Source organism: Lysobacter sp. Root76, assembly GCF_001428685.1.
Lineage (GTDB): Bacteria > Pseudomonadota > Gammaproteobacteria > Xanthomonadales > Xanthomonadaceae > Lysobacter.
The window spans coordinates 166,141-179,788 of the sequence record NZ_LMIK01000008.1; the positions used below are offsets into that span (position 1 = coordinate 166,141).

Genomic DNA, 13,648 nt, shown 5'->3' on the forward strand with positions numbered 1-13,648 from the left:
CCGTCACAGGCTCGCGCGGCGGGGACGGCGGCGGCCGCTACCGGAGGCGGACAGGCTGACGAGACTCGCGCTCGCCGGGGCACTCTGGGTGGCGCGATGCGGCGGCGGGAGCGAAGGAAGCGGCGGAATGCCGGGCCGGCTGGCGCTGCGGTCCAATCCGAAGTGGCTGTGTGGGCGCAACCGAACGGCGGCGATCAGCCGTGGGCGCCGACCTGCAGCCGTCGCCAGATCGACAACTGGGTGCGCTGACGCCGGCGTTCGCGGTACACGGCCGCGATCAGGGCCAAGGCGATCGCGAGCGCGGCGATCCCGACCTGGGCGTTGCTCCAGTAACGATAGCCGCCGAGCGCAGCGTCGACCGCGACGAACACCAGGGTCGCGGCGGCGGCATTGCAGGCCAGGCTGCACAGCACCTTCATGCGGTTCAGCGCCGGCCGCGAGGACGGATCGACCGCCTCCAGATATTCGCGCATGCGCCGGTCGACGTCGTGGAACATCGAGGTCGACATATGCGCGGCGTCGGGCAGGCTCAGACCTTCGTCGCGCTGCAGGCGCTGGGCCAGGAACGCGATCGCCGGCGCCCAGGCCTGACGCAGCCTCGGCCAGACGATGGCCTGGGCGAAGGCGTAGACCAGGCGCCCGAGCGGGCTCAAGGCCAGGCCCAGCACGTAGGCCCCGGCAAACCAGGTGGGCAGGGTCAGTTCCGGCGCTTGCGCGCGCAGCATCCGCAGGGGGTCCGGGTAACGCAGCGCCAAGGCGGTCAGCAGTAGGCCGCCCGGGCATAGCCAGGCCAGCAGATCGTCGTACAGCCAGGCACCGGCGGCGCGTGACCCGGCCGTGCCGCCGTTCCGGGAGGCCGGCATGCGCCGTACCGGCTCAGGGCGCCGCGGCGCCGCTGCGGTAGTCCTGGTAGGACTTTTCCTCGACGTAGCTGGAGCCCAGGGCGAGGTTGATGTCCTTCTTGATCCGGGCGCGCTCGTCGTTCTCGAAATAGACGCTGCGCGCCAGGCGCACGAACTCGTCGTCGAAGGCCTGGGCCTTCTCCTTGATGCGGATGTCGTCCTCGATCACCCACAGGCGTTCGTTGACGGCCTTGAGCTCGGCGCGCAGGCGGACGATGTCGTGGCCGGCGGCGGGATGGGCCATCCAGGTCTGCTCCAGCGCCGACAATTCGTTGCGGACGTTGGCCAGCTTGGCCGGATCGCTCATGCGCTCGGACTTGATCTGCAGGATGGCGATCTTGTCGAGCAGCTCGCCGAAGGACACCGGAACCAGAATTTCGGACATGGCAGCGTTTCGTTCAGGGGGCCACAGTGTAGCCGGGCACGCGCATGCCTTGTCGGAAGGCTTCGCGATCCGTATCATTCTCGGTTCGCTGCACCCGGAGAGGTGGCAGAGTGGTTGAATGTACCTGACTCGAAATCAGGCGTACGTTTATAGCGTACCGAGGGTTCGAATCCCTCCCTCTCCGCCAGATTGCGCAAAGCGGGCCCGTTCGGGCCCGCTTTTTTGTTGCTCGCGGCCTCGGTCGAGGGCGCCGGAACATGGCGGAACTTGCTCGGATTAGCGCCAAACCGTGTCGCAAGGCATGGTTTTTACGCGATGATGCGCGGCCCCGGTCATGTTTCGTTACTGCAACACGGGTCATGGTCGGCAGGGGATGCGACCTGGCTTGCTGCACGGCCGCTACGCCCCGATGATTCCGTTTACCTACCGAAGAGCCCCCGACTACGCGACCGGCATGATCGACTCATGATCGAATTCGGACACCTGACGCATGTCGGCCTGCGCCGCGAGCTCAACGAAGACACCTATTACGGTGACAGCGAACTGGGACTGTGGCTGGTCGCCGACGGTATGGGCGGCCACGAGTACGGCGAGGTCGCCAGCGCGCTGGCGCGCGAGGCGATCGTGCGCGAGGTCCGCGACGGCACGCCGCTGGCCCAGGCCATCCGTATCGCCGACGAGGAGATCATCCGCACCTCGCGCCGGCGCAACGACGCCCTGCCCATGGGCACGACGGTGGTCGCCGCGCGGGTCAACGGCAACCGCTTCGAAGTGGCCTGGGTCGGCGACAGCCGGGTCTATCTGTGGCGCGACGGCCAACTGGCCCAGCTCTCGCAGGACCACAGCTACGTCCAGGAACTGATCGCCAACGGCGCCATCACCCACGAGCAGGCGCGCAGCCATCCGCACCGCAACGTGGTGACCCAGGCTTTGGGCGTGACCGACCCGCGCAACCTGAACGTCGAGACCATGACCGGCGAGCTCCGTCCCGGCATGCAGTTGCTGCTGTGCAGCGACGGCCTGACCGAGGAAGTCGACGACCGCAGCATCGCCAAGGTCCTAGCGCACAACGACTGCAGCGCGCAGGAATGCGTCGACAGCCTGGTCGCGGCGGCGCTGGACGGCGGCGGCTCGGACAACGTCACGGTGATCCTGGTTCGCAGTCACTGAGCGACCTGGCCGATGACGATGGTGCGGTTATCACCGCACCCTACGGCCGTACCGACTTGGCCCGATGCGTAGGATGTGGTGAGCCGAAGGCGAACCGCATCGTCGCGGCATTCGGCGCATGGCGACGGCGCGGTTGTCACCGCACCCCGCTCCCTACGCGACCGCCGGCGCTTCCATCTGGTCCCACACGCACTTGCCGGCCTTCTTGCGCAGCTTTTCCAGGCGCGCCTCGTGCGCGGCCCATTCCTCGGCGCTGACCTGGACCCGCGGCCGCGGCGCGCTGGCGTCGATCTCGAACGCGGCCACGGCCTGCGGCCCGCCCTCCTCGGCCTGGCCGAAGCCCAGGTCGCTCTGGCCCGAGGTCAGACCGATGTAGACCTCGGCCAGCAACTGGGCGTCGAGCAGGGCGCCGTGCAGCTGACGATGGGCGTTGTCCACGCCCAGGCGCCGGCACAGCGCGTCCAGCGAATTGCGCTGGCCCGGGAAACGCTGGCGCGCGAGCAGCAGCGAGTCCTCGACGGTGGCGCGGTCGGTGAGCTTGCCGTACTGGGGCCCGGCCAGGGCCAGTTCGTTGTCGAGGAAGCCGACGTCGAAGGCGGCGTTGTGGATCACCAGCTCGGCGCCGTCGATGAAGGCCAGGAACTCGTCGACGATGGCCTCGAACTTGGGCTTGTCGGCGAGGAACTCCAAGGTCAGGCCGGTCACTTCCTGCGCGCCGGGCTCGAACTCGCGCTGCGGGTTGAGGTAGGTGTGGAAGGTGCGGCCGGTCGGGCGGCGTTCGACGAATTCGACGCAGCCGATTTCGACCACGCGGTTGCCGCGTTCCCAGCTCAGGCCGGTGGTTTCGGTATCGAGGATGACTTGGCGCATGGGTCGATTGTCGCCGAACTCAGCGGGCGCCGCGGTAGCGCTGGGCCTGGGTGCGCGCCAGCACGTCGACGCGCTCGTTGTCGGGATCGCCGGAATGGCCCTTGACCCACTTCCATTCGACCTTGTGGCGCAGGTTGGCCTGGTGCAGGCGCTCCCACAGGTCGCGGTTCTTGACCGGATCGCCGCCGGCGGTCTTCCAGCCGCGCCGCACCCAGTTGCCCATCCACTCGGTGATGCCCTTGCGCACGTACTGCGAGTCGGTGTGCAGGGTCGCCACGCACGGCTCGCTCAGCGCTTCCAGCGCCATGATCGCGCCCATCAGCTCCATGCGGTTGTTGGTGGTGTCCGGCTCGCCGCCGGACAGTTCGCGCTCGCGGCCCTTGTAGCGCAACAGCGCGGCCCAGCCGCCGGGCCCGGGGTTGCCGAGGCAGGCGCCGTCGGTGTGGATGTCGACGGTTTTGGTGTCGGTCGCCAATGCGTGATCGTGCAAAGCCTGCGGTCCTGTAAGAGGGCCGCGCATTATCGCCGCTGCGACGCCGAACGGCGCGCACCCGGCGCGGCCAATGCGCCGCCGGCCTGCCAGCGCAGGTTGCGCAGGCGCGCAGGCGGGATCAGCGCGGGCACGCGCTTGGACACGGTCAGGGCGATGCCCGCGCGCAGGCGATCGACCGCGCCGATGCCGACCGCGCCGTGCGCCGGCCGCCACACCGGGCCCAGCCATTGCAGGCTGACTGATTCGCTGGCGAAGCCGGCGCCGCGCAGCATCGACTGCCAGTTGCCGGTGTCGTGGGCGTGCAGGCCCGAGCGCGCCCAGCGCGCGCGGTACGGGCTCCAGGGGTTGAGCGCGGCCAGCCACAGGGTGCCGCCCGGCGCGAGCACGCGTGCGCACTCCTCCAGCAACGGCAGCGGGTCGATGCCGTCGTCGAGCACGTGCTGCAGCAGCACCGCGCCCAGCGCCTCGCTGGCCAGCGGCAGCGGCAGCGCGCTGCGGAACGCGCCGTTGAAACGCAGCCCCTGCCGGCGCAGGCGCACGCCGCGCGCGTCCGGGCCGCCCGGCGGCGAGGTCGCATCGACGCCGATCCAGGCCCAGGGCATGGCCTGGCAGCCGGCCACCACCCGCGCCATCGCGGCGGACTCGACGTCGAGCAGGCCCTGGCCGGCGACCCCGCCGAACCAGGCGAGGGCGGAATCGGGTTGACGGCCGGTGGACAGGGCGGGCATGGTCGCCATTCTGTCGGAACATCCCGTTGAAAGCGCGGTCCCTTCGCAGGCCCGGCGGCGCGGTCCCCGTTCAGCATGCCCCGCATGCGACGGGAGTACGGCGCACCGGCCGCCCAGGAGCTCTAACGAATGCGATTGCTGGCCCTGCCCGCCCTCAACGACAACTACATCTGGGCCCTGTCGGCCGACGACGAATCCGCGCTGATCGTCGACCCGGGCGACGCCGCACCGGTGCTGGGCGCCGCCGGACACGGCCTGCGCCCGACCGGGATCCTGCTGACCCACCACCACCACGACCATATCGGCGGCGTCGAGACGATCCTCGCCCACTGGCCTGGGATCCCGGTGTTCGCCCCCGACGACGACCGCATCGGCGCCGCCACCGCGCGCGTCGGCGACGGCGTGCGCCTGCACGTGGGCGGCTGGAGCGCGCGCGTGCTGGCGGTGCCGGGCCACACCCTCAGCCACATCGCCTATCACCTGGAAGACGTGGGCGGGCACGGCCTGCTGTTCAGCGGCGACACCTTGTTCAGCCTGGGCTGCGGCCGCCTGTTCGAGGGTACGCCCGCGCAGATGCACGGCTCGCTATCGCGCCTGGCCGCCCTGCCCGGCGACACCCGGGTCTGCTGCGGTCACGAATACACCTTGTCCAACGCCGCCTTCGCGCGTGCGGTGGAACCGTCCAACCCGGCGCTGCTGCGCCGCATCGAGGAAGCCCAGGCCATGCGCAACGCCGGACGTCCGACCCTGCCCAGCATCCTGGCCGACGAAGTCGCGGCCAATCCCTTCCTGCGCGTGGCCCAGCCCGAAGTGCGCGCGGCGCTGACCCGGCGCCTAGGTCGCGAACCCGAGGACGACGTCGAAGCCTTCGCCGAACTGCGGCGCTGGAAAGACGGGTTCCAGGCATGAGCCGGGCCCCGTGCGTGCGTCGCCTGGGCGCTGCGCTGGCCTTGTCGGTCGCGCTGACCGCACCGGCCCTCGCCCAGGACGCGCCCGCGCCGACCCAGACCGCCAGCGCCGCGGCCACGCCCGCGAAAGCCGCGTCCGGACAAGCCGCACCCGCAGAAGCCGCGTCCGTACAGGCCGCGCCCGCACAGGCCGCGATCGTCGGCCCGACCCGCAACGGCCGCGAGATCTACCAGCGCTTCCGCGAAGGCCTGGCCGACCCGACCTGCGAAGCCGGCGTCAGCACGCGCTGGCGCCAGCACTTCGCCACCGCGCCCAAGCGTCTGGCCGCCAGCAACGACGACACCCTGCCGCTGTTCGGCTACGTGGTCGATGCCTTGCGCGAGGCCCATCTGCCGACCGAATACGCGCTGATCCCCTTCGTCGAGAGCGGCTACAAGCCCGGCGCGCGCAGCGCCGCCGGCCCGGCCGGGCTGTGGCAGATGATCGCGATCACCGCGCGCAACCACCGCGTACCGATCCGCGACGGCTACGACGGCCGCTTGTCGCCGGTCGATTCGACCCAGGCCGCGGTGCGTTATCTCAAGACCCTGCACGGCATGTTCGCCGGCGACTGGCGGCTGGCGGTGATGGCCTACAACGCCGGCGAATACCGCATCCTGGGCGCGCTCAAGCGCAGCGGCCAGACCGCGCGCGACGCCAAGCCCGAGCAACTGGTCGGCCTGTCCGACATCACCCAGGCCTACGTGCGCAAGCTGCATGCGCTGTCGTGCCTGATGGAGCAGGCCGACGACCGCGAGGAATGGCTGCGCGCGCTCGATCGCCCGGTGCCGCGACTGCAGGCGGTGACCGTGCCCGACGACGTCGCCGACATCGCCGCCTGGGCGCGCCGCAGCGGTCAGGACCCGGCCCAGCTGCAGCGCTTCAACCCGGTGTTCGCCGGCGGCCGCATCGGCCAGGCCGGCGGCAAGCGCGCGCCGCTGCTGGCGGTGCCCGCGGTCGCGGTCGGCGCGATCGACGAAGGCGATGCGCGCACGACCAGCGTCGCTTCGGCGGCCGCCGTGGATTTATCCGCCACGAACCTCCCCGCTACCAACCTGCCTGCCGCGAACCCGCCCGCCGCCGCCGGCAACGCCATCGCCGCATCCCCCACTGAACCGCGGCGCCACACCGTCGCTCGCGGCGACAATGCCTGGACCATCGCCAAGCGCTACGGCATCCGCGTCTCCGACCTGCTGCAACGCAACGGCCTGGGCGCCGAAGCGGTGCTCAAGCCCGGCCAGGCGCTGCTGATCGACACCGGGCCGGGCGGCGCAGCGCCGTGAACCGTACCGGACCGTCCGTCGCCATGGCGCGGGTACACTAGAGCCTTTGCTCGACCGCGCATCGGTCGGGCGGTTCCGTAAGCGTCCGGCGACGGCCGCGTCCACCAAGTTTTAGGGAGTGCACATGGGTTTCCTGCAAGGCAAGCGCGCACTGATCACCGGCATCGCCAGCGAGCGCTCGATCGCCAGCGGCATCGCCGAGGCCATGCACCGCGAAGGCGCGCAACTGGCGTTCACCTACCAGACCGAAAAGCTCAAGTCGCGCGTCGAGAAAGCCGCCGCCGAGTACCGCCAGGAAGGTCAGGCCAACGACATCGTGATTCCGCTCGACGTCACCAGCGACGAGCAGATCGCCGCCTGCTTCGAGGAGCTGGGCAAGCATTGGGACGGCTTCGACATCCTCGTCCACGCCATCGCCTACGCGCCGCGCGAAGCCATCGCCGGCCAGTTCCTCGACGGCCTGACCCGCGAGAACTTCGCCATCGCCCACGACATCTCGGCCTACTCGCTGGCCGCGATGGCCAAGGCCGCGCGTCCGCAGATGCAGGGCCGCAACGGTTCGATCCTGACCCTGAGCTACCTCGGCGCCGAACGCGCCCTGGCCGGCTACAACGTCATGGGTGTGGCCAAGGCCAGCCTGGAAGCGACCGTGCGCTACCTGGCCTACAACCTCGGCCCGGAAGGCACCCGCGTCAATGCGATTTCGGCCGGCCCGATCAAGACCCTGGCCGCGGCCGGTATCGCCGGTTTCCGCAAGATCCTCGGCCACGTCGAGGAGAACGCGCCGATGCGCCGCACCGTCACGATCGAACAGGTCGGCAACGTCGCCGCGTTCCTGTGCTCGGACCTGGCCGCGGGCGTGACCGGCGAAGTCACCTATGTCGACTCGGGGTACAACATCCTGGGTATGACTGGGATTGGCGACGGCGAGTGATATCGCGCCGCGCTTCGGCGCGGATGCATGAGGAAAAAGCCCGGCGCGATGCCGGGCTTTTTCTTTGGGCGCTCCCGCTTCTTCCGAGGCAAGAAAATTAAGATCCATGCCTTGAGCCCCTCTCCCGCTTGCGGCGCCCGAAGGGTGTGCAAGGCTGAGAGGGGTTGGGGTGAGGGCCGCCGCGGGCGCGTAACTCCAACCTCAATCGCTGCCCTCATCCGCCCTTCGGGCACCTTCTCCCGCAAGCGGGAGAAGGAAACCTCAAGCCAGCGCAACAAACAAAAAGCCCGGCGGTTGCCGGGCTTTTCGTCTGCGATAACGCGAGTACCGATCAGAGATTCTGATCGACCACCGTCACCTTCATGCGCTTGCGCTGTGCCGCCACCAGGGCCTTGATGTCGTCGGCGCCGCTGATCTGCGCCAGCTGCGTCTGCATCTGCTGGCGCTGCGGCGGCGGGACCTGGGCCAGATCGCCCGGGGTGACCTTGCTGACCGCGAACAGCACCGCGCGGCCATCGGGCAGCATCGCCCGGCCCGGGGTGACCTTGCCGGCCGCGGGCGGCGCGACCGCGAACACGGCCTCGCTGACGCTGGGGTCCGGAATCGGCGCGCCGCGCGGCAGGTTCGGAATCGTGTGCGGCGCCGGCAGCTGCTTGGACGTCGCCACCGCTTCCAGGGTTTCGCCGGCGCGCAGGCGTGCCAGCAGTGCGTCGGCTTCCTTGGCGGCGGCCTTGGTCGCGCGGTCGGCGCGGACCGCGGCGATCACCTGATCGCGCACCTGCGCCAGCGGCAGCGAGCGCTCCGGGGTGTGCGCGGTGACGCGGATCAGCACGCTCTGGCCCGGGGCGAGCTCGATCGGATCGCTGACCGTGCCGTCCTGGATCAGGGTGTCGGAGAACGCCGCACGCAGCAGCGCCGGATTCGCGGCCAGGCCCTGAGCACCGTTGCGCGCGCCTTGGCGGGTGATCGGGCCGAGCTTCTGCACCGGCAGGTTCATCTCGCGCGCGGCCGGGCCCAGCGACGACGGGTTCTTGTAGACCAGGTCGACCAGGCGGCCGGTGAAATCGCTGACCACGCGCTCGCGGTCGGCATCGGCCTGCTCGCGCGCCAGCGCTTCGCGCGCCTGCTCGAAGGTTTGCTGCTGGCCGGCCTTGACCTCGCGCACCTGGATCACGTGCCAGCCGAAGTCGGTCTTGACCGGGCCGACGATCGCGCCCTGCGGAGCGGCGAACAGCGCCTGCTCGAACGGCGCCACCATCATGCCCTTGCTCACCCAGCCCAGATCGCCGCCGCCGGCCTTGGAGCCGGTGTCGTCGGTGTTAGCGCGCGCCAGCGCGGCGAAGTCCGCGCCCGGCGCCTTGGCCTGCGCGGCCAGCTGCGCGGCCTTGGTTTCGGCGGCCTTCTGCGCTGCGGCATCTGCGCCCTCGGCCACGCGCACCAGGATGTGCGAAGCCAGGCGCTGTTCCTGGGCGACGAAACGGCTCTTTTCCTGTTCGTAGCGCTTGCGCAGCGTGGCCTCGTCGGCCGCCGGCGGCGCCGGCACGCTGGCCGCGTTCACTTCCACGTATTCCAGGGTCACGCTCTCCGGCGCGCGATAGTCCGCGGTGTGCGCCTGGAACCAGGACTGCAGTTCGGCCGCGCTGACCGCGCCGGTATCGGGCGCCGGCTGCGGCAGCATCACCAGGCCGACGTCGCGGGTCTCGCCCATCAGGCGGATCAAGCGATCCATCTCGGAGCTGGTCACGAATTCGCTTTCGACCAGGCCGCCGGCCAGCAGCGACTGCTGCAGCGACTGGCGCACGGTTTCCTGGAACTGTTTCGGCGTCTGCGCCGGCACCTGCGAGGCCAGGGCCAGGCGATAACGGTCGAGGTTGAACTTGCCGTCGACCTGGAACGCCGGCACTTCGGCGATGGTCTTCTTCACCAGCGCGTCGCTGACCGCCAGGCCTTCGCCCTTGGCCGCCAGTTCCTGCACGCGCCGATCGATCAGCATGTCGAGGATCGCGAGCTTGTTTTCCTTGGTCTCGAAATCGCGCGCGTCGAAGGCCTCGCCTTCGGCCGCACGGCGGCGCTGGCGCTCCTGCTCGAAAGCGGTGCGGAAGTCGGTGGACTCGATCTTCTCGTGCTGCCACAGCATCGACACCGGCCACCATGCCGGCGCCGACGGCCAGTACGACGGCGGCACATCGATATGCGCGACCGAGGTATCGGTGCGCTGGCCCATGTACTGCTCGATGCCGACGAAGGCGAAGGGAATGATCAGCAGGCCGAGGATCGCGGTGGCGATCCAGCCGGAAGTCTTGTCGCGAAGTTTCTGCAGCATATCCGGGTCGCGTGGGTCGTAAGCCGGACAGTTTAGCGCGCTTGGGGCCGGGCGCGCGGGCCGGCCGCGGCGGGGCCGGCGGGCGGTCCCGGCCGGGCCCTGAATCGGGACGGCGTCGGCAGAATCCGGGCGGCGGGCGCCGGAAAAAAAGAAGGCGCCGTTTCCGGCGCCTTCGGCAAAACTGGCGGAGTGGACGGGACTCGAACCCGCGACCTCCGGCGTGACAGGCCAGCATTCTAACCGACTGAACTACCACTCCGCGTTTTTGAAATTGTACCGCTGGAAACTTTACCGCTAGAAACCTTATCGCTAGAAACCTTATCGCTAGAAACCTTATCGCTAAAACTGGCGCGTCCGACTTATGGTTGCGCATCTGTTGCCGCGCAACAAAATCGAAGGCCCTCACTTAAAACAAAAGCGCCGTTTCCGGCGCTTTTGGCGAAACTGGCGGAGTGGACGGGACTCGAACCCGCGACCTCCGGCGTGACAGGCCAGCATTCTAACCGACTGAACTACCACTCCGCACTTTGAAACTTGGCTCGTTGCCTTGCGGCGCTACCGTTTCCGGAGGGCGGCTAAGCAGTAGGGCCTGTGAATCTGGTGGGTGCTGAGGGTTTCGAACCCCCGACCCTCTCCGTGTAAAGGAGACGCTCTACCGCTGAGCTAAGCACCCGAGCGAGTCGCTTAGTTTACAGCATCCTTCAGCGCCTTGCCAGCCTTGAACGCGGGGTTCTTCGAGGCCTTGATCTTGATGGTGTCGCCGGTCTTCGGGTTGCGGCCCTGGCGCGCGGCGCGCTTGCGGACCTGGAACGTACCGAAGCCCACGAGCGTAACGGTATCGCCCTTCTTCAGCGCCTTGGTGATCACGCCGATCACGGCGTCGACAGCGTTGGCTGCATCGGTCTTGGACAGCTCGGCAGCATCGGCGACGGCGCTGATGAATTCACCCTTGTTCATTCTTTGACTCCCTGTGCGGTGTTACCGCGTGTTCTGAGAATCGGCGTGGCCGCTGCGCGAGCGTTACCACGCCGATCGAGTTTGCCGCGCGCTACTGCGTCTCGTGGCAGCTTTCGCGCGGTTGCGGTCGTTATACCAGCGGCATTTTGGGGGTGCAAGCCTGAAAGCTAATAACGACGGGCCTTCCAGCCTATTCGTTCGCTTTCCGACCAACGGAATCCGTCAATGCTTGACGTCCGGCTGGGTCGATGCTTGGCCGCCATCGCGTACCGGAACTTCGTCCGGACCGGACACCGGCGTGGGCGTCACCGGACGCTCGAGCGCGATGTCCAGCACCTCGTCGATCCAGCGCGCCGGCAGGATCTTCAAGCCCTGGGTCACGCTCTTGGGCAGGTCGGCGAGGTCCTTCTTGTTCTCGTCCGGAATGATCACGGTGCGGATACCGCCGCGCAGCGCAGCCAGCAGTTTCTCCTTGAGTCCGCCGATCGGCAGCACGCGGCCGCGCAGGGTGATCTCGCCGGTCATGGCGACATCGGCCTTGACCGGATTCTTGGTCAGCATCGACACCAGCGCGGTGGCCATGCCGATGCCGGCGCTGGGGCCGTCCTTGGGCGTGGCGCCTTCCGGCACGTGCAGATGCACGTCGTGCTTCTGCAGGAAATCGACGTCGATGCCGAGGCGCTCGGCGCGCGAACGCACCACCGACAGCGCGGCCGACGCCGACTCCTTCATCACGTCGCCGAGCTGGCCGGTCAGCAGCAGCTGGCCCTTGCCCGGCACCAGCGTGGCTTCGACCTGCAACAGGTCGCCGCCGACTTCGGTCCAGGCCAGGCCGGTGACCAGGCCGACTTCGTTCTGCTCTTCGGCGCGGCCGAAATCGAAGCGACGCACACCCAGGTACTTGTCGAGATTCTTCGAGCTGACGCTGAGCGCGCCGTCCTTGCTCTTCTTGGCCTTGGGACCGGCCAAGGCGATTTCCTTGACCACCTTGCGGCAGATCTTGGAAATCTCGCGCTCGAGGTTGCGCACGCCGGACTCGCGCGTGTAGTAGCGCACGATGTCGCGCACCGCCGATTCGGCGATCTTGATTTCATCGGCCTTCAGGCCGTTGGCCTTGATCTGCTTGGGCAGCAGGTAGCGCATCGCGATGTTGAGCTTCTCCTCCTCGGTGTAACCCGGGATCCGGATCACTTCCATGCGGTCCAGCAGCGGACCGGGGATGTTCAGCGAGTTGGAGGTGGCGACGAACATCACTTCGCTCAGGTCCAGATCGACCTCGAGGTAGTGGTCGTTGAACGAGTTGTTCTGCTCGGGATCCAGCACCTCCAGCAGCGCGGAGGACGGATCGCCGCGGAAGTCCATCGACATCTTGTCGATTTCGTCGAGCACGAACAGCGGGTTCTTGGTGCCGATCTTGTTGAGGTTCTGCACGATCCGGCCCGGCATCGAACCGACGTAGGTGCGGCGATGGCCGCGGATCTCGGCCTCGTCGCGCACGCCGCCCAGCGACATGCGCACGAACTTGCGGTTGGTGGCCTTGGCGATGCTCTGGCCGAGCGAGGTCTTGCCCACGCCCGGCGGGCCGACCAGGCACAGGATCGCGCCCTTCATGTTCTTCACCCGGGTCTGCACCGCGAGGTACTCGAGGATGCGTTCCTTGACCTTCTCCAGGCCGAAATGGTCGGCGTCGAGCACGTCCTGCGCAGCCTTGAGGTCCTTGCGCACCTTGCTGCGCTTCTTCCACGGCACGCCCAGCAGCCAGTCCAGGTAGTTGCGCACCACCGCGGCTTCGGCCGACATCGGCGACATCTGCTTGAGCTTGTTGAGCTCGTTGCGGGCCTTGGTCTCGACCGGCTTGGGCATGCCGGCCTCGGCGATCTTGCGGGTGAGCTCGTCGATGTCGTTGGGCGCATCGTCGATCTCGCCGAGCTCCTTCTGGATCGCCTTCATCTGCTCGTTGAGGTAGTACTCGCGCTGGCTCTTCTCCATCTGCGACTTGACCCGGCCGCGGATGCGCTTCTCCAGCTGCTGTACGTCGATTTCGCCGTCGACCAGGCCGACCAGCTGCTCCAGGCGCGCGCCGATGGCGTGCGTCTCCAGCAGCTTCTGCTTGTCGCCGATGCGCACGCCCAGGTGGGCGGCGATGGTGTCGGCCAGGCGGCCGGGCTCGTCGATGCCCGACAGGGTCTGCATCAGCTCCGGCGGCAGCTTGCGGTTGGTCTTCACGTACTGCTCGAACAGGGTCATCAGCGAGCGCGCGATCGCCTCGACCTCGCGTTCTTCGCGATCGACCACCGGCTCGACCACGTGGGCCTGGCCGGCCAGGGCGCCATCGCGCTCGGCCACGGCATCGACGTCGACGCGCGACACGCCCTCGACCAGCACCTTGATGGTGCCGTCGGGCAGCTTCAGCAGTTGCAGCACATGCGCCAGGGTGCCGATCGCGTACAGGTCTTCGGCGCCGGGATCGTCGGTCTCGGCGGACTTCTGCGCGACCAGCAGGATGCGCTTGTCGGACTCCATCGCCAGATCGAGGGCGCGAATCGATTTATCGCGGCCGACGAACAGCGGGATGACCATGTGCGGGAACACGACGACGTCGCGCAGCGGCAGCACCGGCAGATCCAGCACGTCGCGTTCGGTGGGTTCGGTCAT

At 68.5% G+C, this 13,648-nt stretch carries 12 protein-coding genes and 4 tRNA genes; 5 read left to right on the forward strand and 11 right to left on the reverse strand.

Translation table 11 applies throughout. The annotated features are described in order from the left end of the window. Positions 1-194: 194 nt before the first annotated feature. Both ASE10_RS16075 and ASE10_RS16080 read right to left on the reverse strand, forming a co-directional pair. Positions 195-863, reverse strand: a complete 669-nt coding sequence (locus ASE10_RS16075) for a hypothetical protein (RefSeq protein WP_055909626.1) — start codon at positions 861-863, stop codon at positions 195-197. 13 nt (positions 864-876) lie between these two features. Beyond that, positions 877-1,287 carry a DUF6165 family protein gene (locus tag ASE10_RS16080; RefSeq protein ID WP_055909623.1) on the reverse strand — a complete coding sequence of 137 codons (411 nt, stop codon included), beginning with the start codon at positions 1,285-1,287 and terminating at the stop codon, positions 877-879. A 96-nt stretch (positions 1,288-1,383) separates the two neighbouring features. Here ASE10_RS16080 and ASE10_RS16085 point away from each other — a divergent pair. Then, positions 1,384-1,474, forward strand: a tRNA-Ser gene (locus ASE10_RS16085). Between the two features lie 278 nt (positions 1,475-1,752). Next, the gene (locus ASE10_RS16090) at positions 1,753-2,457 is read left to right on the forward strand and encodes a PP2C family serine/threonine-protein phosphatase (protein WP_055909620.1); all 705 of its coding nucleotides are present in this window, start codon (positions 1,753-1,755) and stop codon (positions 2,455-2,457) included. A gap of 153 nt (positions 2,458-2,610) precedes the next feature. Here ASE10_RS16090 and dnaQ read toward each other — a convergent pair whose 3' ends face one another. The 3 genes from dnaQ to ASE10_RS16105 are packed head-to-tail and all read right to left on the reverse strand — an operon-like array spanning position 2,611 to position 4,548. Beyond that, entirely contained in the window at positions 2,611-3,327 is a 717-nt protein-coding gene (gene dnaQ / locus ASE10_RS16095; protein ID WP_055909618.1) for a DNA polymerase III subunit epsilon, read from the reverse strand. A 19-nt stretch (positions 3,328-3,346) separates the two neighbouring features. Further along, positions 3,347-3,802, reverse strand: a complete 456-nt coding sequence (gene rnhA / locus ASE10_RS16100; RefSeq protein ID WP_235565913.1) for a ribonuclease HI — start codon at positions 3,800-3,802, stop codon at positions 3,347-3,349. 44 nt (positions 3,803-3,846) lie between these two features. Next, positions 3,847-4,548, reverse strand: a complete 702-nt coding sequence (locus ASE10_RS16105) for a methyltransferase domain-containing protein (protein WP_162250478.1) — start codon at positions 4,546-4,548, stop codon at positions 3,847-3,849. 129 nt (positions 4,549-4,677) lie between these two features. Here ASE10_RS16105 and gloB point away from each other — a divergent pair, with 129 nt between their 5' ends. From gloB to ASE10_RS16120, 3 genes are all read left to right on the forward strand, one after another. Continuing rightward, positions 4,678-5,457 (forward strand): hydroxyacylglutathione hydrolase, encoded by a 780-nt coding sequence (gene gloB, locus ASE10_RS16110; RefSeq protein WP_055909610.1) that lies wholly within the window; start codon positions 4,678-4,680, stop codon positions 5,455-5,457. Beyond that, the gene (locus ASE10_RS16115; protein WP_055909607.1) at positions 5,454-6,779 is read left to right on the forward strand and encodes a lytic transglycosylase domain-containing protein; all 1,326 of its coding nucleotides are present in this window, start codon (positions 5,454-5,456) and stop codon (positions 6,777-6,779) included. Before gloB ends, ASE10_RS16115 begins: the two co-directional genes overlap by 4 nt. 124 nt (positions 6,780-6,903) lie before the next feature. Next, the gene (locus ASE10_RS16120) at positions 6,904-7,713 is read left to right on the forward strand and encodes an enoyl-ACP reductase (RefSeq protein WP_055909603.1); all 810 of its coding nucleotides are present in this window, start codon (positions 6,904-6,906) and stop codon (positions 7,711-7,713) included. 331 nt (positions 7,714-8,044) lie between these two features. On the opposite strand, the gene ASE10_RS16125 is transcribed toward ASE10_RS16120, so the two are convergent. The 6 genes from ASE10_RS16125 to lon all read right to left on the reverse strand — a co-directional run bounded on the left by ASE10_RS16125 (position 8,045) and on the right by lon (position 13,648). Further along, on the reverse strand, positions 8,045-10,036 hold the full coding sequence (locus tag ASE10_RS16125) for a peptidyl-prolyl cis-trans isomerase (RefSeq protein ID WP_056305711.1): 1,992 nt from the start codon (positions 10,034-10,036) through the stop codon (positions 8,045-8,047). A gap of 182 nt (positions 10,037-10,218) precedes the next feature. After that, positions 10,219-10,295, reverse strand: a tRNA-Asp gene (locus ASE10_RS16130). Positions 10,296-10,481: 186 nt separating this feature from the next. Further along, positions 10,482-10,558: transfer RNA gene (locus tag ASE10_RS16135), tRNA-Asp, on the reverse strand. Positions 10,559-10,634: 76 nt separating this feature from the next. Then, a tRNA-Val gene (locus ASE10_RS16140) sits at positions 10,635-10,709 on the reverse strand. A gap of 11 nt (positions 10,710-10,720) precedes the next feature. Further along, the gene (locus ASE10_RS16145) at positions 10,721-10,993 is read right to left on the reverse strand and encodes an HU family DNA-binding protein (RefSeq protein ID WP_055909597.1); all 273 of its coding nucleotides are present in this window, start codon (positions 10,991-10,993) and stop codon (positions 10,721-10,723) included. 222 nt (positions 10,994-11,215) lie between these two features. Further along, positions 11,216-13,648: an endopeptidase La gene (lon, locus tag ASE10_RS16150; protein WP_056103541.1), complete on the reverse strand. Its 2,433-nt coding sequence runs from the start codon at positions 13,646-13,648 to the stop codon at positions 11,216-11,218.